This is a genomic window from Methylosoma difficile, assembly GCF_054657615.1.
On record NZ_BAAHYJ010000006.1, the window covers coordinates 127,984 to 152,756 of the forward strand.

The 24,773-nt window shown below is 47.5% G+C and carries 23 protein-coding genes and 2 tRNA genes; 12 read left to right on the forward strand and 13 right to left on the reverse strand.

What is annotated here, in order from left to right; translation table 11 throughout:
* Positions 1-168 precede the first annotated feature (168 nt).
* The 11 genes from ACYQ1O_RS15505 (at position 169) to ACYQ1O_RS15555 (ending at position 9,064) form a co-directional block, all read left to right on the forward strand.
* Positions 169-1,632 carry an NAD(P)H-hydrate dehydratase gene (locus ACYQ1O_RS15505; protein WP_459993053.1) on the forward strand — a complete coding sequence of 488 codons (1,464 nt, stop codon included), beginning with the start codon at positions 169-171 and terminating at the stop codon, positions 1,630-1,632.
* The gene (gene tsaE, locus ACYQ1O_RS15510) at positions 1,632-2,066 is read left to right on the forward strand and encodes a tRNA (adenosine(37)-N6)-threonylcarbamoyltransferase complex ATPase subunit type 1 TsaE (protein ID WP_459993054.1); all 435 of its coding nucleotides are present in this window, start codon (positions 1,632-1,634) and stop codon (positions 2,064-2,066) included. The genes ACYQ1O_RS15505 and tsaE overlap by 1 nt, the downstream gene beginning before the upstream one ends.
* Positions 2,067-2,133: 67 nt before the next feature.
* On the forward strand, positions 2,134-3,330 hold the full coding sequence (locus ACYQ1O_RS15515) for an N-acetylmuramoyl-L-alanine amidase (protein ID WP_459993056.1): 1,197 nt from the start codon (positions 2,134-2,136) through the stop codon (positions 3,328-3,330).
* A gap of 154 nt (positions 3,331-3,484) precedes the next feature.
* Positions 3,485-3,560: transfer RNA gene (locus ACYQ1O_RS15520), tRNA-Phe, on the forward strand.
* Between the two features lie 21 nt (positions 3,561-3,581).
* Positions 3,582-3,657, forward strand: a tRNA-Phe gene (locus ACYQ1O_RS15525).
* Positions 3,658-3,879: 222 nt separating this feature from the next.
* Positions 3,880-4,479 (forward strand): DedA family protein, encoded by a 600-nt coding sequence (locus ACYQ1O_RS15530; RefSeq protein ID WP_459993057.1) that lies wholly within the window; start codon positions 3,880-3,882, stop codon positions 4,477-4,479.
* Positions 4,480-4,485: 6 nt separating this feature from the next.
* Positions 4,486-4,953, forward strand: a complete 468-nt coding sequence (locus ACYQ1O_RS15535; RefSeq protein WP_459993059.1) for an MEKHLA domain-containing protein — start codon at positions 4,486-4,488, stop codon at positions 4,951-4,953.
* 218 nt (positions 4,954-5,171) lie between these two features.
* Positions 5,172-5,957 carry a UDP-2,3-diacylglucosamine diphosphatase gene (locus ACYQ1O_RS15540; RefSeq protein ID WP_459993060.1) on the forward strand — a complete coding sequence of 262 codons (786 nt, stop codon included), beginning with the start codon at positions 5,172-5,174 and terminating at the stop codon, positions 5,955-5,957.
* 69 nt (positions 5,958-6,026) lie between these two features.
* Positions 6,027-7,262: a lysophospholipid transporter LplT gene (lplT, locus tag ACYQ1O_RS15545; RefSeq protein ID WP_459993061.1), complete on the forward strand. Its 1,236-nt coding sequence runs from the start codon at positions 6,027-6,029 to the stop codon at positions 7,260-7,262.
* Between the two features lie 51 nt (positions 7,263-7,313).
* Positions 7,314-7,766 (forward strand): NUDIX domain-containing protein, encoded by a 453-nt coding sequence (locus ACYQ1O_RS15550; RefSeq protein ID WP_459993062.1) that lies wholly within the window; start codon positions 7,314-7,316, stop codon positions 7,764-7,766.
* Positions 7,766-9,064, forward strand: a complete 1,299-nt coding sequence (locus tag ACYQ1O_RS15555; RefSeq protein ID WP_459993064.1) for an MGDG synthase family glycosyltransferase — start codon at positions 7,766-7,768, stop codon at positions 9,062-9,064. Before ACYQ1O_RS15550 ends, ACYQ1O_RS15555 begins: the two co-directional genes overlap by 1 nt.
* 35 nt (positions 9,065-9,099) lie before the next feature.
* Here the strand turns inward: ACYQ1O_RS15555 and miaA are convergent, their stop codons facing one another.
* From miaA to recQ, 13 genes are all read right to left on the reverse strand, one after another.
* The gene (gene miaA / locus ACYQ1O_RS15560; protein WP_459993205.1) at positions 9,100-10,002 is read right to left on the reverse strand and encodes a tRNA (adenosine(37)-N6)-dimethylallyltransferase MiaA; all 903 of its coding nucleotides are present in this window, start codon (positions 10,000-10,002) and stop codon (positions 9,100-9,102) included.
* Positions 10,003-10,037: 35 nt separating this feature from the next.
* Complete coding sequence (mutL, locus tag ACYQ1O_RS15565) at positions 10,038-11,840, reverse strand: DNA mismatch repair endonuclease MutL (protein ID WP_459993065.1); 1,803 nt, start codon at positions 11,838-11,840, stop codon at positions 10,038-10,040.
* 36 nt (positions 11,841-11,876) lie between these two features.
* Positions 11,877-13,328: an exodeoxyribonuclease I gene (gene sbcB, locus ACYQ1O_RS15570; RefSeq protein WP_459993067.1), complete on the reverse strand. Its 1,452-nt coding sequence runs from the start codon at positions 13,326-13,328 to the stop codon at positions 11,877-11,879.
* Positions 13,329-13,344: 16 nt separating this feature from the next.
* A complete protein-coding gene (locus tag ACYQ1O_RS15575; RefSeq protein WP_459993068.1) occupies positions 13,345-13,740 on the reverse strand; it encodes a CBS domain-containing protein in 396 nt (131 codons plus the stop codon).
* 66 nt (positions 13,741-13,806) lie between these two features.
* On the reverse strand, positions 13,807-13,986 hold the full coding sequence (gene nqrM / locus ACYQ1O_RS15580; protein ID WP_459993070.1) for a (Na+)-NQR maturation NqrM: 180 nt from the start codon (positions 13,984-13,986) through the stop codon (positions 13,807-13,809).
* A gap of 175 nt (positions 13,987-14,161) precedes the next feature.
* Positions 14,162-14,527, reverse strand: coding sequence for a DUF2845 domain-containing protein (locus ACYQ1O_RS15585; RefSeq protein WP_459993071.1), 366 nt, complete (start codon positions 14,525-14,527; stop codon positions 14,162-14,164).
* Between the two features lie 133 nt (positions 14,528-14,660).
* Complete coding sequence (gene nqrF, locus ACYQ1O_RS15590; protein ID WP_459993072.1) at positions 14,661-15,881, reverse strand: NADH:ubiquinone reductase (Na(+)-transporting) subunit F; 1,221 nt, start codon at positions 15,879-15,881, stop codon at positions 14,661-14,663.
* Between the two features lie 12 nt (positions 15,882-15,893).
* Positions 15,894-16,502, reverse strand: a complete 609-nt coding sequence (nqrE, locus tag ACYQ1O_RS15595; protein ID WP_459993074.1) for an NADH:ubiquinone reductase (Na(+)-transporting) subunit E — start codon at positions 16,500-16,502, stop codon at positions 15,894-15,896.
* Positions 16,502-17,206 carry an NADH:ubiquinone reductase (Na(+)-transporting) subunit D gene (locus ACYQ1O_RS15600; RefSeq protein WP_459993075.1) on the reverse strand — a complete coding sequence of 235 codons (705 nt, stop codon included), beginning with the start codon at positions 17,204-17,206 and terminating at the stop codon, positions 16,502-16,504. Before ACYQ1O_RS15600 ends, nqrE begins: the two co-directional genes overlap by 1 nt.
* Positions 17,203-18,138 carry a Na(+)-translocating NADH-quinone reductase subunit C gene (locus ACYQ1O_RS15605; RefSeq protein ID WP_459993077.1) on the reverse strand — a complete coding sequence of 312 codons (936 nt, stop codon included), beginning with the start codon at positions 18,136-18,138 and terminating at the stop codon, positions 17,203-17,205. The genes ACYQ1O_RS15600 and ACYQ1O_RS15605 overlap by 4 nt, the downstream gene beginning before the upstream one ends.
* On the reverse strand, positions 18,131-19,333 hold the full coding sequence (locus ACYQ1O_RS15610) for an NADH:ubiquinone reductase (Na(+)-transporting) subunit B (RefSeq protein ID WP_459993079.1): 1,203 nt from the start codon (positions 19,331-19,333) through the stop codon (positions 18,131-18,133). Before ACYQ1O_RS15610 ends, ACYQ1O_RS15605 begins: the two co-directional genes overlap by 8 nt.
* Before the next feature lie 5 nt (positions 19,334-19,338).
* Entirely contained in the window at positions 19,339-20,691 is a 1,353-nt protein-coding gene (locus tag ACYQ1O_RS15615; protein WP_459993081.1) for a Na(+)-translocating NADH-quinone reductase subunit A, read from the reverse strand.
* Positions 20,692-20,901: 210 nt separating this feature from the next.
* Complete coding sequence (recQ, locus tag ACYQ1O_RS15620; RefSeq protein ID WP_459993082.1) at positions 20,902-23,088, reverse strand: DNA helicase RecQ; 2,187 nt, start codon at positions 23,086-23,088, stop codon at positions 20,902-20,904.
* 91 nt (positions 23,089-23,179) lie between these two features.
* On the opposite strand from recQ, the gene gshA reads away from it, so the two are divergent.
* Positions 23,180-24,772 carry a glutamate--cysteine ligase gene (gene gshA / locus ACYQ1O_RS15625; protein ID WP_459993084.1) on the forward strand — a complete coding sequence of 531 codons (1,593 nt, stop codon included), beginning with the start codon at positions 23,180-23,182 and terminating at the stop codon, positions 24,770-24,772.
* Position 24,773: the final 1 nt, after the last annotated feature.

The window sequence follows — 24,773 nt, forward strand, 5'->3', positions numbered from 1 at the left end:
GTCTGGTTGGGCAGACGTTTGACTATTACTGACGGTTTAATTTTAATTGTTTAACCCCTATCAGCGGTCGTTAATGTATCATAATTTCTGACTCTGTCAGCTTTCAAAACGCTTAACATGCCTTGCCAAACGCATTTGGCAATTTTTGACATTCATCTTCCCAACATTATGTCCCCATTACCGTTAGGTCTTTATTCCGCCGAACAATGCCGCGAGTTTGACCACCTTGCCAGCAGCCAGTTTGGGATTGCCGGTTATTCGCTGATGGCGCGGGCGGCGGATGCGTTGTTTGTGCAATTAAGGCAAAACTGGCCTGACGCCAAACGCATCACAGTTTTCTGTGGTGCAGGCAATAACGGCGGTGATGGCTATTTGCTGGCGGCCTTGGCTGTTCAGGCTGGTTTGACCGTCACGGTGCTGAGCGTGGGCGATACGCAATCGCTTAAAGGTGATGCGGCGCAGGCTTACCACGCTTATTTAAAAGCTGGCGGGAAAGTGGCGACGTTTGATGCAAGCCCAACCTTTGCAGCCGATGTGTTGGTCGATGCTTTGTTGGGTACGGGTTTGGCAAGGGCGGTAACTGACCTGTTTGCGCAAGCCATCGAGGCCATCAATCAGCACCCTGCCCCGACGCTTGCCGTGGATGTGCCATCGGGTCTGAATGCCAATACCGGCAATGTCTTAGGGGTTGCCGTCAAGGCCGATGTGACAGTGACCTTTATCGCCTTAAAACAAGGTTTGTTTACTGGTCAGGCTGCCGATTATTGTGGCGACATCGTTTATGCCGATTTGGAAATGCCCGCTGCTGTTTTTCAAACGACCCAGCCAACCGCATTACGGGTAATCCACCAGCCGCTGCCGCGCCGCGCTCGGTGTTCGCATAAGGGAAATTTCGGGCATGTATTGGTCGTCGGTGGCAATCATGGTTTTAGTGGCGCAAGCGTGCTGGCGGGTATGGCAGCATTGCGGACGGGTGCCGGTTTGGTCACTCTTGCCACGCAACCAGCCCATGCTGCGCTATTGAATCTGCAACAGCCCGAACTGATGTGCCACGGTGTAGATTACGCCACACAGCTGCACGCTTTACTCGACAAGGCTTCGGTGGTTGTCATCGGCCCGGGCTTGGGGCAAGACGCGTGGGCAAAAGAGCTGTTCGCCGCCGTCTTGACTTGCAACAAACCGATAATTGTCGATGCCGATGCCTTAAATCTGCTGGCACAACAGCCGCATCAAAACGGTCATTGGCTGCTAACGCCCCATCCTGGCGAAGCCGCACGGCTGTTGGCTTGCTCAACAAGCGACATTCAACAGGATCGTTTCGCCGCCGCCACTATGTTGCAAAAGCAATACCAAGGCGTCGCCGTTTTAAAAGGCTCCGGCAGTTTGATTGCCGCGTCCGACGGCCTTGCGGTGTGCAATACCGGCAATCCGGGCATGGCTTCGGGCGGTATGGGCGACACGTTGTGCGGTATTCTTGCCGGTTTGTTGGCGCAAGGCTTGGGCTTATCCGAAGCCGCCCGACAAGGTGTTTATTTACATGGCAAAGCCGCTGACCTTGCCGCGCAAGCAGACGGTGAACGCGGTCTGTTAGCCAGCGATTTGCTGCCATTTTTACGAAGATTGGTGAATTAATGGAAGTCTTTCTAGCCGATACCGAAGCCACCGAACGCTTTGGCGCGCAGCTGTGGCAACATTTGCCGGATACTTGCGTCATTTTTCTGAATGGCGATTTAGGCGCAGGCAAAACTACTTTGGTCAGGGGTTGCTTGCGTGCGGCGGGCTTTACCGGTGCGATCAAAAGCCCAACTTACACGTTGGTGGAGGAATACTCGTTGGGCGACCGAAAACTGTACCATTTCGACTTGTACCGTCTGGCGGATCCTGAAGAATTGGAATGGATAGGCATCCGCGATTATTTTGCCAAGGGCAGCCTTGCCTTTATCGAATGGCCTGAAAAAGGCCAGGGCTTTTTGCCGCCAGCCGATAAAACCATCACTTTATTACCCGCCAAGCAAGGCCGATTATTGACAATCAATGATTGCCCAGCCCCCGCAAAAAACCTATAATCAATCAACAAAACAATAGGATAACTGCATTAGTTAATGCATTTTATTATTTCATCTGGTCGCCGCTATGAAAATCTCCGTTTATCCATCTGGTTTTTTAGGGCTGTGCTTGCTAGGCTCAAGTTATGTGGCTGAAGCCGTTGATATTGGCAACATCCACTACCCAACCAAAGCCGAACACCACTTTGTGCAACTGGATGTCAGCCACTCGCCCAAGCATCGGGTCTTTGTCGCCGAAAACCACTCGCATTTGGTGATCGACATAAAAAATGCCAGTGTCACGCAAGACCTTGCACAGCCCCCTGCCGATCACCCGCTGTTTGCCAAAGTCCACACGGCAGTAAAAAATGGCAGCGATTTACGTATCGTTTTGGATTTAAAACAAACGGTTGACGGCAAGCATTTTGCCTTGCGCTCAAACAACCGCAACGAACATCAGCTGCTGGTCGATTTGGCAAGCAAAGCAACCGCCCCAGCCTCTGACAATCAACAGGTTCGTGACGAAGAGGCAAAGACCGTATCCCCCTCACCTGCGCCCGCCCAGAAAAACAAAGCCATTATCATCGCCATTGACGCCGGACACGGCGGCACGGATCCCGGCGCGCATGGTCAACAAGGCACAGAAGAAAAAGTGGTGACCTTAGCCATCGCCAAAAAACTTGAGCAGCTCATCAACCAAACGCACGGCATGAAAGCATTGATGATCCGCAAAGGTGACTACTATGTCGATTTGCGTGAACGCATGGAAAAAGCGCGGGCTGCCAATGCAGACCTGTTCATCTCCATCCATGCCGACGCTTATCAAGACCCTACGGTAACAGGCGCATCGGTGTTTACCTTATCGAAACATGGCGCATCCAGTGAAGCCGCGCGTTGGTTGGCGGATAACGAAAATGCCGCACAAGCCAAATTGGGCAATATTGATTTGGTTACTACCGAGAAAAACGTGGCAACCATATTGCTGGACTTATCGCAATCCGTCAGCCAAGAAGCCAGCGTGGAAGTCGCCAATCAGGTATTGAAAAGCTTCCATGATGTCTGCGGCTTGCACCGTACCGAAGTTCAAAACGCTGGATTTATGGTGTTGAAATCACCGGATATTCCGTCCATTTTGGTGGAAACGGCGTTTATTTCTAATCCTGATGAAGAAAAAAACCTGCTGAGCAGCAATTACCAGAGCAAAATGGCAACCGCCATTTTTAACGGCGTGCGCGACTACTTTAAAAAAAACAAACCCTCCGATAGCAAAGTAGCCACGCTTTAAGTGTTGGTTGTTTTTGATTTTTAAGCAATCATTGCACCAATCCCCTGCACAGGCCACGGAAGCGCAAATTTTTTCCCACAAAGCACCGATAAAACCAACAGTAAATCTTGACTATCACTGCATTATCGGTTCTAATATCGGTCTTTGCAGCGTTGCCTCGGTAGCTCAGTCGGTAGAGCAGAGGATTGAAAATCCTCGTGTCGACGGTTCGATTCCGCCCCTGGGCACCACCTGCAAGCCCTATTTATTTTGCCTCGGTAGCTCAGTCGGTAGAGCAGAGGATTGAAAATCCTCGTGTCGGCAGTTCGATTCTGCCCCTGGGCACCATGAACAAACTAAAGCCTCGATTTTATCGGGGCTTTTTTGTTTCTACCTCCCCTTATCCCCCAATAATTGCCTCTTCTTACAACAAGCTTTCCTGTTGTCGGTATTTTGCAGAAGTCCGCTTGAGTCTGTGCTACGATAGTCGCTTCAATAGCGGGTTACAGGCTGTTACCGCCTGCAATATCGTTATCACCATCATTCTAAACACAACAATAATAAAGGCTTATGGAAGAATTATTACTCGGTTGGCTGAAAGAATACGGTTATGTCATCTTGTTTTTATGGAGCATACTGGAAGGCGAATTAGGTCTGATTATGGGTGGCATCATGACCCATACCGGTGATATGCAATACCTCGTCACCATTTTTGTGGCCGGACTAGGCGGTTTTACGGGCGACCAAATTTACTTTTACATCGGCAGATTCAATAAAAGCTATATCCAGCGCAAACTCCACAACCAACGCCGTAAATTTGCCATTGCCCATTTGCTGTTAAAAAAATACGGCTGGCCCATTATCTTTATGCAACGCTACATGTACGGATTGCGCACCGTTATCCCCATGTCGATTGGCATCACCAAATATTCCGCCAAAAAATTTGCCATCATCAACCTGCTGAGCGCGTGGGTTTGGGCTGCCATCACCGTTACCCCCGCCTATTTCTTCGGCGAACAATTACTCACCGTCTTAGCTGTGGCGAAAGCCCATTGGTATTTTGCCGTTCCTGTCGCGGCGGCTTTTGTGTGGGGCATTTATGTCTATTTCCAAAAACTGGAAACCCAGCTATTACAAAAACGCAACCGCCGTAGCAGCAATTCCGTTTAAACCGATATGGATTTACCCAATGATTCAAACAACTATCAACAACAGCATGTTGATGATTTGAATAACAGCTTTAAACAGTTATTGGGCAAACCTTGTTTTGCAGATATAAAAGAAGACGACAATTTTGCCAAAGCGGTTTTTCACGCCCCCATAGCAGTTTTGTCCCACAACGGGGAATCCGAGCCTTTGTTCAATTACGCCAACCTAAAAGCCTTGGAATTGTTCGGCTACCAATGGCATGAATTGATTGGCTTGCCGTCAAAATTATCAGCCGAAGCGGACACCCAACCTGAACGCGAACAGCTGTTGGCGCAAGCGGCGAAATTTGGCTTCTCGGAAAACTACCACGGCGTCCGCATCAGCAAAAGTGGTCAGCGTTTTAGCATTAAAAATGCCGTCATATGGAATGTTCACGATGCGCAAGGCCGTATTAAAGGCCAAGCGGCTTGCTTCTCGTCATGGGATTTTCTATAACAAAGCCAATCGCCTATCCATTATTTACCTGACTGGCTGTCATATAAATTTCATCTGCTTAAACTAAAATTCCCTGCTCTACCATTCGGGTAAAAGCTTTTTATGCTATTTTGCCAGCATTATTCACGCTGGAAATACCCGCCAACACAACGAGTGCCTAATAAGCCATTGATTATTTTGGCTTAATAAACAAAAATCCTATAGTAAGCTGGCATTTTATGAATAATACATACAGAACCATCTGGATTTCCGACCTGCATTTAGGCTCTACACAATGCCAGGCCGATATACTGCTCGACTTCCTGAAGTTCAACGATAGCGAAAAGCTCTATCTGGTCGGCGACATTATTGATTTTTGGTCACTTTCCAAAAAAATGTACTGGCCTCGCGAACACAACACCGTCATCCAAAAAATACTCCGTAAAGCCCGACATAACACACAAGTCATCTACGTACCTGGCAACCATGATGAAAACGTCAGGGAGTACGACAATTACGTATTCGGCGACATTATTGTCAAAAACTCCGAAATCCACACCACAGCCAACGGCAAACGGTTTTTGGTGGTTCATGGCGACGAATACGACACCATCGCCAAATATCACCAATGGATCGCCAAACTGGGCAGCTCCGGTTACGATTTTCTTTTGGAAATCAATCGTTTTTTAAGGGTAATCCGGCGTTTTTTGGGTATCCAATCGCATTTTTCGTTGGCGGCGTTCATCAAGTTTAAAGTTAAAAATATCGTCCAGTTTATTTCCGATTACGAAGAAAGCATCGTCAACACGCTTAAAAACGAAGGCGTTGACGGCGTTATTTGCGGACATATCCATCATGCAGAAATCAAAGACATTGGTGGTTTTTTATACGTTAACACTGGCGATTTTGTTGAGAGCTGCACGGCTATCGTCGAACACTTTAGTGGCGAGCTGGAGTTAATAAGCTGGCAAAAACTACAAGACGCCACTATTCCAGACCCCTTAGAAGCAAGTCCAACCCTTTAATGGCAATAACGGATACTGATAGGGTTCAAGCGCACGGCTTGACAAGCTGCAGTTGGGTAGGATAGCGTCATGAATCGTGGTTTTTGCGTTATCCTTGCCGCCCAATTTTTTTCCGCCTTAGCCGATAACGCGCTGTTGTTTGCCGCTATCGAACTGCTTAAAGACTTGTCCGCACCCTCTTGGCAAACGCCTGTCCTTCAACAATTTTTCGTGATTTCCTTTATTGTGCTGGCGCCATTTGTCGGCGTTTTTGCCGATGCGCTACCGAAAGGCAAAGTGATGTTCATCAGCAATGCCATTAAAGTAGGCGGCTGCTTTGCCATGCTGCTGGGTGGACACCCACTCTGGTGTTATGGGGTAGTCGGTATGGGCGCGGCTTTATATTCGCCTGCCAAATACGGCATTCTGGCAGAATGCCTGCCAGCCGAACGGCTGGTCTGGGGCAACGGTTGGATGGAAGGCTTAACAGTGGGCGCGGTGATTTTGGGCGCTATTATTGGTGGTTTGCTGATAGGCCCGGAATTCCAAGCTGTGGTAGCCAGCCATCTTGCCCGTTTAGATTTTAATGCCGGCATCAATAGCGCCGCCAAATTAGCGACACTGATTATCTTGCTGTTTTACGCGCTAGCCGCCGTGTTTAACTTGTTAATCCCTAAATTGCCTATCGAACACCGCTTAGACAGCCGTTCTGCAAAAGTCTTGTGCGCTGATTTTTGGCGCAGTTTCGTACAATTATGGCAAGACCCGCTAGGACAAGTTTCATTAGCCGTCACCTCTTTATTTTGGGGGGCTGGTACGACACTGCGCTTTCTTATCCTCAGCTGGGCGGCGATAGCTTTACATTTTAATTTGGAACAAGCCACGCAACTGACCGCCGTCGTCGCAGTAGGTTTGGCAATAGGCTCGGTCGTTGCCGCCAAATGGGTGCCTTTGCAACAGGCCGTTAAAGTCCTGCCTTTAGGCATCGGCATGGGTATGATGATTATCGGGATGAATTGGGTCATTAACTGGCAAATGGCTATTGTATTGCTCATCATCATTGGTGCTTTAGCCGGTAGTTTTTTGATCCCTATGAATGCGCTGTTACAACACCGGGGCCATCAAATGATGGGATCCGGACATTCAATTGCCTTGCAAAACTTTAACGAAAACATCTGCATCCTGCTCATGTTAGGGGCCTATGCTATGATGGTTGAAGCCGAACTGCCGGTACAGACCATACTGCTCGCCTTTGGGCTTAGCATTTGTACGGCAATGGCTTGGCTCACCCAAAAACACTGGCAAACCCAAGTTGCCAAGCACTAAGCCGCTCACCTCCCCAACTTTTTCTGGTCGCACCTCTTTTCGGAGCAATCCATGTACAAACCCGTCACCCCCTTATTGGCTGCCGACACCGTTATCGAATTGATCGACTTGCCAGATCGCCCTATTGTGCTGATTGAGCGCGCCAATCCGCCCTACGGCTGGGCATTGCCTGGCGGCTTTGTTGATGTTGGTGAATGCTTGGAAAATGCTGCCGTACGTGAAGCCTTAGAAGAAGTCACCCTGGAAGTACGCTTGACGGCTTTACTGGGCATTTATTCCGACCCGCGCCGCGATGAGCGCGGACATACCGTCACCGCCGTTTATGTCGCCGAAGCCAACGGTATGCCCAAAGCTGCCGACGACGCCAAAAACTGCCAAGCTTTTAGGTTGGATGAGCTACCCGAACAACTGGCTTTTGACCATGCCCTGGTTTTGGCAGATTACTTACGGTTTCGAAAAACCGGTCAAGTTGCACCTTTACGCAGTCAGTACCCTGCACTTTGATGAAAAAACGCGTTTTAATCATATCGGCAGGTGCAGGCAACGGACACATCAAAGCCGCCGCCGCACTGGAAAAATCCTTTGCCGCCGATGACCGGGTTGTCGAAGTGGTCAATCATGACGCGCTGCAATACACCAACAAGCTCTTCCGCGACTTTTACTCCAAGTTTTACGAATCGCTCGTCCGCTCGGCACCTGACTTTTTAGGTTGGTGGTATAAAACCAGCGACGAGCCTTGGCGTACCGATCGCATGCGCATCATGTTAGATCGGCTTAACACCAAGCCCTTGGTGCGTTTCATTCAAGACTTCGACCCGCACATTACCGTCTGCACACATTTTATGCCCGCCGGTATCGTTTCACATTTAATTGCCACCCGCCAAATTCAAGCACGGCTGTCAATTGTCGTCACCGACTTTGATTTCCACGCCATGTGGTTGTCACGCTCATTCCACCGCTACTTTGTCGCTTTGGACGAAACCAAGGCTCACTTGCAAATGCTGGGTATTCCTGATGAACGCATTACCGTTTCCGGCATCCCTATCGACCCACAGTTCCAACAAGACATAGACCGCCACCAAGGGCGTTTGAGTTTGCAGCTTAATCCCGACAAACCGGTGCTATTACTTTCGGCGGGCGCAATAGGTCAAGGGCCGACCGAATTTATGGTGGAGCGCCTGCTCAATTTGCGCCACCACGCACAAACCGTGGTGGTTTGCGGACGCAATGAAGAATTGAAACAACGCGTCGAACAAATTGTTGGCCTGCAAAGTGATAAATTTAAAGTGTTTGGCTATACCGACCAAATGCACAAGTTGATGAAAATATCCGATATTTTTATCGGCAAGCCCGGCGGCATGACCGCTTCGGAAGCCATTGCCTGCGGTTTGCCGATGTGTGTGGTGTCGCCCATTCCTGGGCAAGAAGAACGTAATAGCGATCATCTGTTGGAAGAAGGCATTGCCGTCAAATGCAATGACCTGACCACGCTAGCCTTTAAATTGGAACGCTTGCTCGATAATCCGACACGCTTGGCGGAAATGCGCGCCAATGCCTTGCGTTTTGCCAAACCCTTGGCTTCGGAAAGAATTGTTGGCACACTGCTGGAAGATCACCTGCCGCATTTGTCGTTTACCAAACACCAGCAGGCCGCCATTGCTTTTGCCGCCCGCACCGAGGGTTCGGGCGTGATGAAAAAAACGCCGCCGCCTTTGTTGTCGATCAAAAAAAGCCCGATCAGCCAGCAGGCTCGACACAGTTCAGCCTTGTTAAAAAAAGGCCGAACCAGCTATCCGAAATAGCCAATAGTAACCCATCATTCCAACCACAATAAGTTCTAAGCCAAGCCTTCGGCGACTGCCTGCAAGGCTTTTGCCAGCACTTCGCTATCCCCTGTCAGCAGCTGTATCGCATCCGTTTCCCGGCGTAACCAAGTAAACTGCCGCTTTGCCAATTGCCGAGTGGCGACAATAGCTTTTTCCGTCATCGTGGCTTGGTCAATCTCGCCTTGCAAGTACGACCAAGCTTGCCGATAACCCACAGCGCGAATCGCGGGCATTTTTTCGTGCAAATCGCCGCGTTGGTGCAGCACCGCCACTTCCTCGAGAAAACCCGCTTTGAGCATGGCCATGAAACGCTCGGCAATCATGGCATGGAGGATTTTTCTATCGGGCGGGCTGATGACCAATTTGACCAACCGATAAGGCAGCGCATCTTGCGGATCGGCAAAAAATGAACTAAGCGGTTTGCCGCTGATGGCATAAACCTCTAGCGCGCGCTGTATGCGCTGCGGATCATGCGGATGGATTCTTGCCGCCGCTTGCGGATCGACCGCCGCCAAGCGCTGATGCAAGGCTTCTTTACCATAAATTGCCAAATCGGCATCCAGTTGGGCGCGGATGCTGGGGTCTGCTTCCGGCAATGTTGCCAAGCCACCGCTTAAGGCATTGAAATACAACATAGTGCCACCCACCAAAACGGGCAGTTTACCGCGCAGGCTTATATCTGCCATTAACGCCAGTGCTTGGCTTCTGAATTGTCCGGTCGAGTACGCTTCCGAAGGGTCTAAAATATCAATCAGATGATGGGTTATGCCACGCCGTTCATCAGACGTCGGTTTTGCTGTACCGATGTCCATGCCACGATAAACCAAGGCCGAATCAACGCTGATAATCTCGCCGTTTAAGGCTTGCGCCAGCTCGACCGCCAAGCGGGTTTTACCTGATGCCGTGGGACCCATCAAAAAGATGGCGGGTGGAAGCAGATTAGCCAAGCTTATTGCCCCCGCATAAAAAACTTGTCCAAATCTTGGTGAGACAAAGCAATCCAAGTCGGCCTTCCGTGATTGCATTGCCCAATGCGTTCGGTTTGTTCCATATCGCGCAGTAAGGCGTTCATTTCTTCCACGGTCAACCTGCGCCGCGCGCGCACCGCACCGTGGCAAGCCATGGTGGCCAAAAATTGGTTGGCTTGGGCTTGGATACGTTGGCTGGTACCGTGTTCGCACATATCTGCCAAAACGTCGCGGATTAATGTTTCCACATCAATACCGCGCAACAAAGCGGGAATGGCACGCAGAACGATAGCTTCCGGTGCTAAGCGGTTAATCTCAAAACCTAGGGCGGTGAAGAAAGCCTGTTCGCTTTCTGCCAAATCGGCTTCCGCTTGGCTGACTGCCAATTTAATAGGCAACAACAGTGGCTGACTAGGGACTGCGCCTTGTTGATATTGCTGTTTTAAACGTTCGTAGGTGATGCGCTCATGCGCCGCGTGGGTATCGACTAAAATCACGCCATTTGCCGTTTCCGACAAAATAAAAATTTGGTGGATATGGGCAATGGCATAACCCAATGGCGGCATAGCGCTTGAGTTTGTTACAACCAGCGCTTCTTGAGTAGGTTCGGCAACAGGTGGCGGGGACAGCGCGGCGTACGCTTGCAGGTTTTCTTGCACTTGCCAAGGTAACGCAGTTTGCGTGGGCTGCGGCGATTGCCGATAACTGCCGGCAAATGGTGTCTGGCTGTTAGAAGTAGGCGCGATAGGCGACGGGTCAATCAATACCGGTTCATTTTGCCCAGGCCGCAAGTCTGCCAATGAACGATGTAATGCCGAAAACAGAAAATCATGCACCATGCGGCCTTCGCGGAAACGCACTTCCAATTTGGCTGGATGGGCATTGACATCCACTAAGGCCGGATCCAAATGCAGGTACAGCACAAACACCGGATGCCGCCCGTGGTAAAGCACATCTTGATAGGCTTGCTTGACAGCATGAGCCACCAATTTATCGCGGATCAACCGACCGTTGACGTAGAAGAATTGCATGTCTTGCTGGCTGCGTGAAAAAGTCGGCAACCCTACCCAACCAGACAAACGCAAACCGGAGGCTTCGTAATCAATGGTGACGGCATTGTCGATAAACGCCGAACCGCAAATGCCTGCTACCCTTTGCGCTTGCTGTGTTTCGTTGACAGCAGGCTTTAAATTGAGGATTTCCTTTTGGTTATGCAGCAGCTGGAAACCAATGTTAAAGCGGCTTAACGCCATACGTTTAATCAGCGTTTCGATGTGATCGAATTCGGTTTTTTCGGTACGCAAAAACTTGCGCCGGGCGGGCGTGTTGTAGAACAAGTCTTGCACATCAACCGTTGTACCTAGTGGGTGCGGGTCGGGTTGCGGGTCATCGTAAATTTCCGAACCGTCGGCACTGACCCGCCAAGCGCATTCAGCTGCCGCTATGCGGGAAATCAGTGTCAGTCTGGACACCGAACTGATACTCGGCAAGGCTTCGCCACGAAACCCCATGCTGGCGACTTGTTGCAAATCTTCTAAGCTATTAATTTTGCTGGTGGCGTGGCGTGACAATGCCAAGGCCAAATCGTCTTTGACGATACCACAGCCGTTATCACGAATCCTGATACGGCGCGTGCCCGCTTGTTCAATGTCGATGCAGATTTGGCTGGCACCGGCATCAAAGCTGTTTTCGACCAATTCTTTGACGACCGACGAGGGTCTTTCAACCACTTCGCCTGCGGCGATTTGATTGACTAATTGGCTAGGAAGGGCATGGATTCGCATGGAATGGCAATGTTTGAGGTTACGGACAGGCAGCGGTTAGTCTAGTGTGACACCAAGACGTTGCATTTTTTCATAGCCGTAATGTTGTAACGCAGACAGGATGTCGGGATCGCCAGTGCCTACTTGTTGCAGCTGTTTAAGCTTGGCGAAATAGTCGCTAAAAGTGATGCTTGCGCCGGTTCGTTTGCCGGTCAGCCGATCGCGGCAAAAGGCTTGCCACTGCTGCTTTTCTGTCTGGCTTAAGCTATCAGGGTAATTTCGTGCCCGATAACGGAACAACATGTCTGGCAGACGGCTGTCTTCAAAACAGAAGGTGGTTTTTGCCAATTGTTCAGGCGTCAATGTTCTCAGCTTATGCATTTTTTGCTTGTCGCTTTCAGAGAAAAAACCGCCGCTGTAAATTGCCAAATCGGCATCGGTCTCTTGTTCACGCGAGTCCGGCAAAGCAAATACTGCCGCTAATTTTTCGTTTAGGCCAATTACCGATTTAATCTTAGCAATATTGGCAACACAAATGCTTAAATCAATTTGCAAACGCTGTTCATCTTCAGGTCTTATCACTGAGATCGGCGCTAATACCGGGCATTTATTGATGTGGACGGTTTTCAATGGAATTCTCGCCACACCTTCAGGCAAGTCATCGGTAGCGATAAATAGCCGTTGTTGGATCTCAGCTACTGATAAGTGCAGCATGGGTTGCGGATCGACGGACAAGTCGTAAACAATCACGCCATTGCTATTGATGGGGTGCTTGCAGATCGGTAAAACAATCGCCAAACAATGCTTAAGTGCCGGATATTTGCCCGATACATGAACAACTGGTTTAAAACTGCCTAATGACAACAATTCCAAGGCGTGGTGCTTTGAACGGTGTTGCAACAAAAACTGATACAACCTCGGTTGGACTTGGCTGATGCGTTTGGCGAAGGCAATGGTCGCATAAACATCAGACAAAGCATCATGGGCTGATTCATGAGCAATACCATTGGCAACCGTCAGCTGATCTAAACGGAAGCTGGGTTTTTCATCTGCGCCCATGGGCCATTCAATACCTTCGGGTCTTAAGGCTTTTGCCGCCCGCACAACATCGAGCAAATCCCAGCGGGAATTGCCGTTTTGCCATTCGCGGATATAGGGGTCGTAAAAATTTCGGTATAAGGCGTTACGTGTAACTTCGTCGTCAAAGCGGATATTGTTGTAACCTAAAGTACAGGTGTTGGGCTGGCTGAGCTGCTGGTGAATTAAATGAATAAACGCTGCTTCACAAACACCTTTGGTATCGGCTTGCTGTGGGGTGATTCCGGTAATTAAACAGGCTTCAGGTTGCGGTAGGTAATCGTCGGACGACTGGCAATAAACCACCAAGGGTTCATCGATAATATTGAATTGCTCGTCGGTACGGACCCCGGCAAATTGTACTGGCCTGTCTTTCCTAGGATCCGTACCAAAAGTTTCGTAGTCATGCCAAAAAAAACTGTTTGCCGCCATTACTACGTGTGTGGGTTTATTTGATTTCTGTTAAGGCTTTTAAAACATCGGTGCGGCTAATGATACCCACAAAGGTATTTTCACTAAACACCGGAAAGCTCCGCACCGATGAAGGCAGAAATTTTTCCGCCAGTTCAATGATGCTGGAATCGGCATTGACGCTGATGGTATCAGTCGTCATGTATTCACAGACTTTTCCGCTCATGCCTTGGTCGTAAACGCTTTCTAGAAAGACATGCATCCCGTCTTTTTCTGAAAACATACCCAACAAATGGCCTTTGTCGTCAACGACTGGGGCACAGGTTATCTTATGGTCAAGCAATTTTTTTATTGCCGCAAAAACATCGGTATCTTTTGACAAAGTAACCAATCTTTTACTCATATAATCGGCAACGGTAATTTTTGTCAGCATATCCAACTCCTTCTTGAGTTTATTGCTGAACTCCGCATCCTCCATGAATGCTCGACTTATTTTTGTTTAAGCGTTACTTTCCGCTTCCATCGCTTTTCTTTTATCGCATTTTTTTACACAGGCACAATTGCCATTATTAAGCCCGCCACAAGAACCTTTAATGGCGCGTCGTCCAAACATCACACCAATAGCCATGATGCCAACAACAACTAACATAATAACGAACGTTACAAAAAAATAAGTCATGATTCACCTCAGGATAGAAAAGCCCAGACTTTATTGGGTATTCCTTGGAAACGAATAAAAACGCACCAAGACTCTTTTCTGTTAAATGATAAAACGGATCGTGTTTAATCTATCCGCTTGGATAGTATACTCAAATATTGTCGCTTGTATGCACTATTGTCGGGACAAAAATGCATTAATTTTTCCCTTTCCCCAACTCTTTTATTTCCGTCAAAACACCATTTTCAAACCTTAAATATTGCTGGAAACGACGCCGACCGAAATCATAAACCCATTCTTCAACAAGTATTTGCACTTCATAATAGGTTTGTTGACCTATCTGCACACCAGAATTGTTTGGTGTCCCACCGCCAATGCTAATCAGATTTCTGACCAACTTGGTTTCGTAATGCTGGTCAATCGAATCAGGGTCACCACAACTGTTTGACACTTCAATTTTTCTGTCTCCCAATTGCACTAATTGATGATCGCACCGAAATGCAAAAGCCGTTTGGGTCAAACTTAAACCAAGAAGCAAGACAACAGAGAAGAATTGATACATAGAGGTGGCCTTATAAGATACATAGTTGCCACAATCTATCGGGAATGAGTTAATGCAAACTGAACGTTCTAAAAACAAAAACCCTTCTAGGAAAGTTTCCCAGAAGGGTTTAATGTTTTGACAGCTTTAACGGTTAACCGCCAAAGTCATCCAGCATGATATTTTCAGGCTCAACACCTAAATCTAACAACATTTTGATGACTGAACTGTTCATGATTGGAGGACCGCACATGTAGAATTCACAATCTTCTGGAGCAGGATGGTTTTTCAAATGGTTTTCATAAACTACATTATGAATAAAGCCTGTGTAGCCATCCCAGTTGTCTTCTGGAAGTGGATCAGACAAAGCACAATGCCAAGTGAAATTAGGATTTTCACGTTGCAACATGTCAAAATCTTCCACATAGAACATTTCACGTTTACTACGCGCGCCATACCAGAAAGTGATTTTGCGTTTAGATCCAATACGACGCAATTGGTCGAAGATATGTGAACGCATCGGCGCCATACCGGCACCACCACCAATAAACACCATTTCTGCTTCAGTTTCTTTAGCGAAGAACTCACCGTAAGGTCCTGAAACGATACATTTGTCACCTGGTTTCAAGCCAAAAATATACGAAGACATGATGCCAGGTGGTACATTTTCTGGGGCACGCGGTGGCGGAGTGGCAATACGCACGTTCAACATGATTTCTTTTTCCACTGGATAAGAAGCCATCGAATAAGCACGCAAGGCAGGTTCTTTTACTGTGGAAACATAACGCCACAGATTGAATTTGTCCCAATCATCACGGAAACGCTCTTCAACAGCAAAGTCGCTATATTTAACGACATGTTGTGGACATTCAATTTGGATATAACCGCCAGCACGGTAATTAATGGCTTCGCCTTCAGGCAATTCCAACACCAATTCTTTAATGAATGTTGCTACGTTATGGTTAGATTTAACGGTACATTCCCACTTTTTAACACCAAACACATCGTCTTCAACCTCAATCGACATGTTATTTCTAACGGTAACTTGGCAAGAAAGACGTTCGCCTTCTGCTGCTTCACGTTTAGTGATATGTGAGGTTTCTGTTGGCAATATATCTCCGCCGCCAGAATGGACTTTAACGCGGCATTGAGCGCAAGTACCACCACCACCACAAGCTGACGACACAAACAGACCGTTGTCAGCCAAAGCACCTAACAATTTTGAACCTACTGGTACGTAGATTTTCTTTTCGTCATTGATAAGAATCTCAACATCACCAGCGGCAACCAATTTACTTTTTGCACCGATAATCATAAAGACCAGTGCAATCACGAAAGCCGTGAAAATAATAATGCCTAATAAAATTTCCAGCATTACGATACCTTCCTAAAGTTGGATTCCAGAGAAAGCCATGAAGCCAAGCGACATCAGACCCGCAGTAATAAAGGTGATACCCAGGCCTTGCAAGCCAGCTGGAATATCGCTGTATTTGAGCTTTTCGCGCACACCGGCCATGACAGTAATTGCCAAGGCCCAGCCCAAGCCACTACCGACACCGTAAGTGACGCTTTCGCCAAAGTTATAGTCACGTTCAATCATGAACAAACTACCACCAAGAATCGCGCAGTTAACAGTAATCAACGGTAAGAAAATGCCTAGGGCAGAGTACAAGGCTGGAAAGAATTTATCTAAAATCATTTCCAAAATTTGTACCAAAGCCGCAATCATGCCGATACAGCTAAGTAAAGCAAGAAAGCTTAAATCAACACCTTTAATGCCTAGCCAAGACAAGGCATCTTCTTGCAACAATGCGTGATAAACGACATTGTTGGCAGGTACGGTAATGGCTTGCACCACCATAACCGCGATACCCAAGCCCATTGCTGTGGAAATCTTTTTAGATACGGCGATAAACGTACACATACCCAAGAAGAAGGATAATGCCAAATTTTCAATGAAAACGGCTTTTACAAACAAACTGATATACGCTTCCATTAGTGATGCCCTCCTTCACCATGAGAAATCGACATAATTTTGAATTCTACTTTTTCGACTTGAGCAGGTTTCCATTGACGGACAGTCCATATAATCAAACCGATAATAAAGAACGCACTAGGTGGTAATAACATCAAACCATTTGGATCATACCAGCCGCCATCTTTAGACAGATGGAACACTTCAATACCCAGCAATTTGCCAGAACCAAAGAGTTCGCGGAAAAACGCGACAATAACCAAAATTAAGCTGTAGCCTAAACCATTACCAATACCATCCATGAAGCTTTCCAAAGGCGGATTTTTCATCGCATAACCTTCAGCACGACCCATAACGATGCAGTTGGTGATAATCAAACCAACGAAAACCGATAATTGCTTACTAACATCATAAGCGAAAGCTTTCAGCATTTGATCAACCACAATTACCAATGAAGCAATAATAGTCATCTGTACGATGATACGGATGCTGCTTGGAATATGGTTTCTGATAGCACTGATGGCTGCACTGGAGAATGCTGTCACCAACGTTAATGCCAATGCCATAATTAATGACGTTGACATCTGCGAAGTTACCGCCAGAGCCGAACAAATACCTAAAACTTGTAGAGTGATAGGGTTATTGGTAACTAATGGTTCAACCAAAACTTTCTTGGTTTCATCATTTAAGATTTTTTTTGATTCATCATTCATTACGGCGCTCATGACTTCGCTCCTTTAACCGTTCTTACTTTACTCAAATACGGGGCAAAACCTTCTTTGCTTGTCCAGTATCTAATCAAATTGGTTACACCAGTACTGGTCAATGTGGCACCCGCCAAGCCATCCACTTGATATTGTGAACCTGGTTTGGTGTTATCAACTGTACCTTTAATTAAAGCCAAAGCGGGTTCACCAACATCAGCTTCTTCAATCAAGCCTTTTTCCATAGAAGCCTGATCGGTTTCTGCGTAGACTTTTTTGCCTTTCCACAAGGCACGCCAATTAGGATTAACCACCTCACCACCCAAGCCCGGAGTTTCCGCTTGATCGTAGAAGTTGATGCTTTGTACGGTTTGGCCATCAGCATCTAAAGACAGGAAGCCGTAAAGGGTTGACCATAAACCATAGCCATTGATTGGCAAAATAATGGATTTGATAGTGCCGCCTTCTTTAACCAAAAATACTTTGGCATATTTGGCTTTCACGCGGATATGGGCAATATCTTTTTCTTTTGGGATTGCCACGCTTTGTGCAGGGTCTTTTGCTGCTTTACGTTGGTCGTAATCAGCAACATTAACGCTATCAACGTAACTACCAGTTTCTAAATCGACGATTTTAGGTTCGATTTTTTCTGCAAATGCAGCATCAATATTGCTGCCTTCTTCCAGCAAACCCGCTACGTCCAAGATATTTTTCTTCATATCTTGTTCTTTGTTATTAACTTGTAGCGGCTTTAATGCAACGGCTGCAAATGAAACCAATACCGCACAAACCAAACAAAGCGCTACAGCAATGGCAATAGTTTTTTCCAAGCTATCGTTACCTAAAGCCAGCACTTTCAGTGCATAAGCTTTAAATTTACGGTAGCTTTCATATTTCTCAAGTGTGGCACACAGTTTAACCATATGTTCACATTGCTTTTTTTCATTAGGCATGACGTTTCATCCTTCTTCTAATATTGGCCTGAATGACAAAGTAGTCGATGGTTGGAGCAAACATGTTGGAGAACAAGATTGCCAACATAATGCCTTCTGGAAATGCGGGGTTAACAACCCTGATTAACACGGTCATACCACCGACCAATGCTCCAAAAACCCAACGTCCTGTGTTGGTCATAGCCGCACTGACAGGATCCGTTGCCATGTAAACCATACCAAACGCAAAACCACCAACGGTCAAGTGCCAGTACCAAGGGAACGAGAACATAGGGTTGCTGTCACTGCCAATCACGTTGAACAACAAAGAAGTGGCTATCATGCCACCCAATACACCACCCATGATCCGATAAGATGCAACGCGGGTATATAACAAGAATGCTGCACCGACCAAAATAGCAATGGTAGATGTTTCACCCAAACAACCGGGTTCAAAACCAAACAAGGTTTGCACCCAAGTGTAATTAGCAGCGTAAACCGCATCCAAACCACCATTCGCAGCCAAACCTAATGGAGTAGCAGCAGTGTAACCATCGACAGCAACCCAAACAGAGTCGCCCGAAATCGATGCGGGGTAAGCAAAGTATAAAAATGCCCGGCCTGTTAAAGCTGGGTTAAGAAAGTTTTTACCTGTGCCACCAAAGACTTCTTTACCAATAACGATACCGAAAGAAATGCCCAAAGCAACCTGCCATAAAGGCATGTCGGGTGGCATAATCAAGGTGTACAACATTGAAGATACCAAGAAACCTTCGTTAACTTCATGGCCTCTCACTGTTGCAAACAGAACTTCCCAAACACCGCCTACAGCCAGTGTGACGATATAAATCGGGAAAAAGTACAACGCACCGTGAACCATACAAGACAATGGGTTCATCGGGTTGTAGCCAAATATCATCATGGGGATGCTACGCCAGCCGTCAATTTTATCCAGCCCCATTGCTTCCATTGCAAGGTTGGCTTGATAACCGGTGTTGTACATGGCCATAAACACACATAAGGCAGTGGCAATAACCACAAATGTCATGGTGCGTTTCAGGTCGTTGCCATCACGGACATGGGTGGTTCCGCGTGTAACATCCGCTGGTGTGTAAATAAAAGTATCCACCATCTCATAGAGACCGTAGTACTTTTCTAATTTACCGCCTTTCGTAAAATGCGGCTCTATGCTATCTAATAAATCTCTAGCCGACATTGCCCTTATCCTTCTTTTTCAATTTTAGTTAAATTGGCTCTCAGCACCGGACCGAAGTCGTGTTTGCCTGGATCAACGAATGTGAATAATGCCAAATCTTCTTCGTCCAATTCCAAACAACCCAACAGCTGGGCTTGGTCGCTATCGCCCACGACTAATGATTTCAGCAATGGTGTAGACAAAATATCCATCGGCATAACGCTTTCATAAACGCCAACCGGAACGATTGCACGGTTGCTGCCGTTTTTAGTGGTGGTCAATGGGAATTTACGGCCTGATTTACGATCTCGGCTGGACAAATAAACATCTAATGCAGAATATTTATCTTTGCCTGGCACAATCCAGCCAAACAATTCGCGGGCACGGCCTTCTTGCAATATTGACACTTGGTTGCTGTAACAACCCAGATAGGCAGCCCAATCGCTGGCTTGATGACCATACAATACGGAACCGGAAATGACTCTGGATTCTAAATCGTCAGCCACTTCGCCTACTGTCAAATCAGTTAAGTTTGCACCAACCCGGGTGCGCACCAAACGTGGATTTTTTGCCGTAGGGCCGGCTAAAGCAACCACACGTTCAACATTCAATCGGCCTGATACAAACAACGCACCAATTGCCATGACGGCCTGATAACCAATGTACCAAACAAATTTTTCAGCATTAACAGGATCAATAAGGTGGATATGCGTGCTTGGCAAGCCAGCTGGATGCGGGCCTTCAAATTCGGCAACTGTAACAGGGGCATTGCCAGTGGCAATATCTGCACCTACAGCCTTACAAAGGTAGGTTTTGCCTTCGGTCAATTTGCTCAACACCACCAAACCGTTGATAAAGTCTTGGCTGCGTTCTTTGATGATGACAGCAGGATCAGCCGCTAATGGGCTGGTGTCGATCGCAGTGATGAACAACGAACTGGCTTTGCTGTCTAGGCTGGGTGTTTTGCCATAAGGTCTTGCCCTTAAGCTTGTCCACAAACCAGAAGCCACCAAGTTTGCCTTAACTTGTTCAACCGACAAATTAGCTAATTCAGCTTCGTTATAGCGGTCAAAGCTAACTTCATCCGATCCGCTTAGTTCGATAACAACAGATTGTAATACCCTTTTTGCGCCACGATTAATGGCTTTAATTACGCCGGCACCTGGCGCTGTGAAATTAACACCGGGATTTTTTTTGTCAGAAAAAAGGATTTGGCCCAACTTGACCCTATCGCCTTCACTGACCATCATAGTAGGCTTCATGCCTACATAATCCATACCCAAAATAGCCACCGATTGCACAGCATTGCCGTTTTCAATGGTTTGTTTTGGCCCCCCGGTTATCGGTAAGTCTAAACCTTTTTTAATAGTAAATCGCATAGTTGATAAGCCTGCTCTCCAAACAAGTTGCGGCGAAACCAACCCCTTCTTGCCAAGGCAAAATAAGGGGCACAATAAGACGTAAAACGTCTGCATTACAACACAGAATTGTTGTTTTCTCAACTTGGAAGCAGACCGCACCACCAAGCCCAAAAGCTTTTATACACCTTAAAGCCCATAAAAAATAACAACTTTTAAGACAATAAGCTGTTAACCTGTTCGAAACAATAACGCCGCTTTTACACAACGCAATTGCTCGTAACTGTATTGTGCTTCAAATTTTTCAAATACCGGCCTTATTGACTGACTCCCCTCTGGGCTTAACTCCAGAATCGCATCTTCTATGCGGGCAGTATCCGTTTCCGGCAATTCCAAAACCTCAGACAACACCAACAAACCTTGCGCCAATCCATCAGATAAATGCTTATAAATAGTCGTTTCCTTTAAGCTTCTTTGCTGAGCAATTTGACCGATGCTGTAACCCAAACGAAATAAATTAATCGACTCGCTGGTGGTATCGGAGATGTTTTCTTCACTATCGGCATAAGCCTTGACAACCGCCAGAAAGTCCTCGCCATAAAGCTCCAATTTGCGGGCACCCACGCCCGAAATGCGCCCCATTGCCTGCAGGCTCATCGGCTTGGCTTCCATCATTGCCATCAATGTCGCATCATGAAAAATCACATAAGCCGGCACATCTTGCGCTTCGGCAATGGCTTTGCGCTTCTCCCGCAAAGCATCCCACAAAGACGCTTGTGATCCTGCCAATCCAGCATGGAGACTATTTTTGGCTTGGGTTTTGCCGCGCTTTTTGTCCACCTGTAAATCTTTGCGTAACATTAGCGTTTGCTCACCCCGCAAAATGGGGCGGCAAATATCCGTCAACTGAAGCGCTCCGTATTGTTCAAAATTGACCGCCACCAAGCGCCGCGCCACCAATTGCCGGAACACAGACGACCATTGCTGCTCATCCAAATCTTTACCTATACCAAAAGTCGATTGTTGGTCATGACCAAAACTGGCGATACGTTCAGAGGCTTTACCACGCAACACATCGATCAGATAGCCAACACCAAAACGTTGCCCTGTTCGGTAGACACACGACAAAGCCTGTTGGGCGGCAAGCGTACCGTCCCACATTTCCACCGGATTAAGGCACGTGTCGCAATTGCCGCAAGCCTGTTCGAGCAAGTCGCCAAAGTAGTGCAACAAAGCTTGGCGACGACAATGGACTTCTTCACATAATGCCAGCATGGCATCGAGCTTATGGTATTCGACGCGTTTATGGACTTCATCGGCATTCGACTCCGCCAACATTTTCCGCAAAGTAATGACATCCTGCAGCCCGTAGGCCATCCAGGCATTGGCCGGCAAACCATCGCGCCCTGCCCGCCCAGTCTCTTGGTAATATGCCTCAATGCTTTTCGGCAAATCCAAATGCGCAACAAAGCGCACGTTCGGCTTGTCGATCCCCATCCCAAAAGCAATAGTGGCGACGATGACCAAATCGTCTTGAATTAAAAATTGGTGTTGATGCTTTTGCCGCAAGTCATTACCCATTCCGGCATGATAAGGCAAGGCATTGACACCCTTGCTGCGAAGCCATTCTGCGGTTTCCTCAACTTTTTTACGCGACAAACAATAGACAATCCCGGCATCGCCATCGTGTTCGCTGCGGATAAACTCAATCAGCTGTTGCCTGGCATTTTGTTTTTGGACGATTTGATAACGGATATTGGGGCGGTCAAAACCGCTCAAAAACAGCGGGGCATGCGCCAATTGAAGACGCTGGATGATTTCTTGGCGGGTTTTTTCATCAGCGGTCGCCGTCAGGGCGATACGCGGAATGTCGGGATAACGTTCGTGCAAGAGCGACAATTGCAGGTAATCGGCGCGAAAATCATGACCCCATTGCGACACACAATGGGCTTCGTCGATGGCGAACAAAGCAATCTTAATGCGCGCGAACAGGTCATAGGTACGGCTTGCCGTCAACCGCTCAGGGGCAATGTAAAGCAAGTCAAGCTGGCCTTCCAGCAACCTTTGTTCGATAGCGCGGGCTTCCTGCAACGTCTGGCTGGAATTTAAAAACGCAGCCCTCACGCCCAATTGCAATAATGCGCTGACCTGGTCTTGCATTAATGCAATCAAGGGTGAAATCACCACACCCACACCAGGCCTTAGCAAGGCAGGAATCTGGTAGCACAGCGATTTACCGGCGCCGGTCGGCATCAGCACCAAGGCATCGCCGCCGAGTGCGACCTGCTCAATCACTTGCTGTTGCTGCCCCCTGAAACTGTCATAACCGAAAACGGACTTTAAAACTTCTAACGATTTGCTGTTATGAATATCCATGCCTTTGGCCACGATGTTATTTCTTCTGCTAGGTAAAGCCATTATAATGCTCCGATTATACATGACTGCCGCACCAGCCCCTCAGTCAACCCTGACAAAGGCTTAAGCAACAGCACTACCAAACGCCCTTCCTATGACCCATAACAACAAATCGCTCGCCTTGCGCCTAGACCGTCTTCTGCACAGCGGACAACAGCACCTGCTCTGCGGCGGCCTTAAAGGCATTGAGAAAGAAAGTTTGCGGATCAGCGCAGCAGGGCAAATATCACAAGCCGATCATCCTTACGCATTAGGGTCTGCACTCACCCATCCTTACATCACCACCGATTACTCCGAAGCCTTAATAGAGCTGATTACCCCCCCCTTCGCAGATATTAAAGATGCCCTAACTTATCTCGACGACATCCACCAATTCGTCTATGCCAATTTAGATAATGAGATGTTGTTAGCCACCAGCATGCCCTGTGGCATCAATGGCGACGAGAGCATCCGTATTGCCGAATACGGCACTTCCAACGTTGGACGGATGAAAAACGTCTATCGCCAAGGCTTATGGCACCGCTATGGCAGAACCATGCAAGCCATTGCTGGCATCCATTTCAACTACTCCGTACCGGTCGGCTTATGGCAAGCCCTGCACCAACAAGAAGGCTCGACGCTCGACCTACAAGCCTTTACCGCCCAAGGCTACTTTGGCCTTATCCGCAACTTCCAGCGCATTGGCTGGTTAATTTTGTACCTGTTTGGCGCATCGCCTGCCATCTGCAAAAATTTCTTCAAAAGCCGCCCGCAATTGATGGCGCAATTTGAAGAGTTTGACCAAGGCACGCTTTACCATCCCTACGCCACCTCATTACGGATGAGTGATATTGGTTATAAAAGCCAAAACCAAGCCAATCTTAAAATTGATTACAACAGCATCGACGGCTACGTCAGCAGCCTAAGTGCCGCTATCAACACGCCTTATCCCGATTATGAAAATATCGGCACGGTCGTCAATGGCGAATACCGCCAGTTAAACAGCAACATTTTGCAGATTGAAAACGAGTTTTACAGCACGATGCGGCCCAAGCAAATTGCCGAATCTTGTGAAAAACCCACCGTTGCCTTAAGGCGTCGCGGTGTGCGCTATGTAGAGATGCGATCACTCGACCTGGACTTATTTAATCCGATTGGCATCGATGAAGACAAAGCTCGTTTTATCGAAGCGTTGTTACTGACGTGTTTGTGTACTGACAGCCCTCCGGTTGATGAAAAAAACCGGGAAGTTTTCAACAATAACCAACTCGCGGTTGCCAATAAAGGCAGACAACCCGGCTTGTTGCTCAACAACAACGGAAACTCTATTGGCTTACAAGATTGGGTACATGAAATTCTTGAATCCATGCAGCCACTCTGTGCCATACTGGATCAAAATAACCCTGAACAGCCCTATAGCAAGGCGCTGCAAGCACAGCAAGCCGTTGCAAGTAATCCAGACCTGACCGCATCAGCACGAATGCTGGCGCAAATGGGGGAATTAAAAATGCCATTTGCACGCTTTGGCATCAACAAATCTGCCGAACATAAAAACTATTTTGCAGGCCGCACACTAAAGCCTTCAAAAAATCAACAATTTATTGGTATGGCACAAGAGTCCCATGCCAAACAACAAGCCATCGAAAGCCAAGCACAATTGCCTTTCGACGAATTTTTGAACCGTTATTTCACGCAAACTTGCGCTTAAA

Coding starts and splice junctions, on each gene's coding strand:
- ACYQ1O_RS15505 (WP_459993053.1), top strand. CDS start 169: ATGTCCCCATTACCGTTAGGTCTTTATTCCGCCGAACAATGCCGCGAG.
- tsaE (WP_459993054.1), top strand. CDS start 1,632: ATGGAAGTCTTTCTAGCCGATACCGAAGCCACCGAACGCTTTGGCGCG.
- ACYQ1O_RS15515 (WP_459993056.1), top strand. CDS start 2,134: ATGAAAATCTCCGTTTATCCATCTGGTTTTTTAGGGCTGTGCTTGCTA.
- ACYQ1O_RS15530 (WP_459993057.1), top strand. CDS start 3,880: ATGGAAGAATTATTACTCGGTTGGCTGAAAGAATACGGTTATGTCATC.
- ACYQ1O_RS15535 (WP_459993059.1), top strand. CDS start 4,486: ATGGATTTACCCAATGATTCAAACAACTATCAACAACAGCATGTTGAT.
- ACYQ1O_RS15540 (WP_459993060.1), top strand. CDS start 5,172: ATGAATAATACATACAGAACCATCTGGATTTCCGACCTGCATTTAGGC.
- lplT (WP_459993061.1), top strand. CDS start 6,027: ATGAATCGTGGTTTTTGCGTTATCCTTGCCGCCCAATTTTTTTCCGCC.
- ACYQ1O_RS15550 (WP_459993062.1), top strand. CDS start 7,314: ATGTACAAACCCGTCACCCCCTTATTGGCTGCCGACACCGTTATCGAA.
- ACYQ1O_RS15555 (WP_459993064.1), top strand. CDS start 7,766: ATGAAAAAACGCGTTTTAATCATATCGGCAGGTGCAGGCAACGGACAC.
- miaA (WP_459993205.1), bottom strand. CDS start 10,002: ATGGGTCCCACGGCATCAGGTAAAACCCGCTTGGCGGTCGAGCTGGCG.
- mutL (WP_459993065.1), bottom strand. CDS start 11,840: ATGCGAATCCATGCCCTTCCTAGCCAATTAGTCAATCAAATCGCCGCA.
- sbcB (WP_459993067.1), bottom strand. CDS start 13,328: ATGGCGGCAAACAGTTTTTTTTGGCATGACTACGAAACTTTTGGTACG.
- ACYQ1O_RS15575 (WP_459993068.1), bottom strand. CDS start 13,740: ATGCTGACAAAAATTACCGTTGCCGATTATATGAGTAAAAGATTGGTT.
- nqrM (WP_459993070.1), bottom strand. CDS start 13,986: ATGACTTATTTTTTTGTAACGTTCGTTATTATGTTAGTTGTTGTTGGC.
- ACYQ1O_RS15585 (WP_459993071.1), bottom strand. CDS start 14,527: ATGTATCAATTCTTCTCTGTTGTCTTGCTTCTTGGTTTAAGTTTGACC.
- nqrF (WP_459993072.1), bottom strand. CDS start 15,881: ATGCTGGAAATTTTATTAGGCATTATTATTTTCACGGCTTTCGTGATT.
- nqrE (WP_459993074.1), bottom strand. CDS start 16,502: ATGGAAGCGTATATCAGTTTGTTTGTAAAAGCCGTTTTCATTGAAAAT.
- ACYQ1O_RS15600 (WP_459993075.1), bottom strand. CDS start 17,206: ATGAGCGCCGTAATGAATGATGAATCAAAAAAAATCTTAAATGATGAA.
- ACYQ1O_RS15605 (WP_459993077.1), bottom strand. CDS start 18,138: ATGCCTAATGAAAAAAAGCAATGTGAACATATGGTTAAACTGTGTGCC.
- ACYQ1O_RS15610 (WP_459993079.1), bottom strand. CDS start 19,333: ATGTCGGCTAGAGATTTATTAGATAGCATAGAGCCGCATTTTACGAAA.
- ACYQ1O_RS15615 (WP_459993081.1), bottom strand. CDS start 20,691: ATGCGATTTACTATTAAAAAAGGTTTAGACTTACCGATAACCGGGGGG.
- recQ (WP_459993082.1), bottom strand. CDS start 23,088: ATGGCTTTACCTAGCAGAAGAAATAACATCGTGGCCAAAGGCATGGAT.
- gshA (WP_459993084.1), top strand. CDS start 23,180: ATGACCCATAACAACAAATCGCTCGCCTTGCGCCTAGACCGTCTTCTG.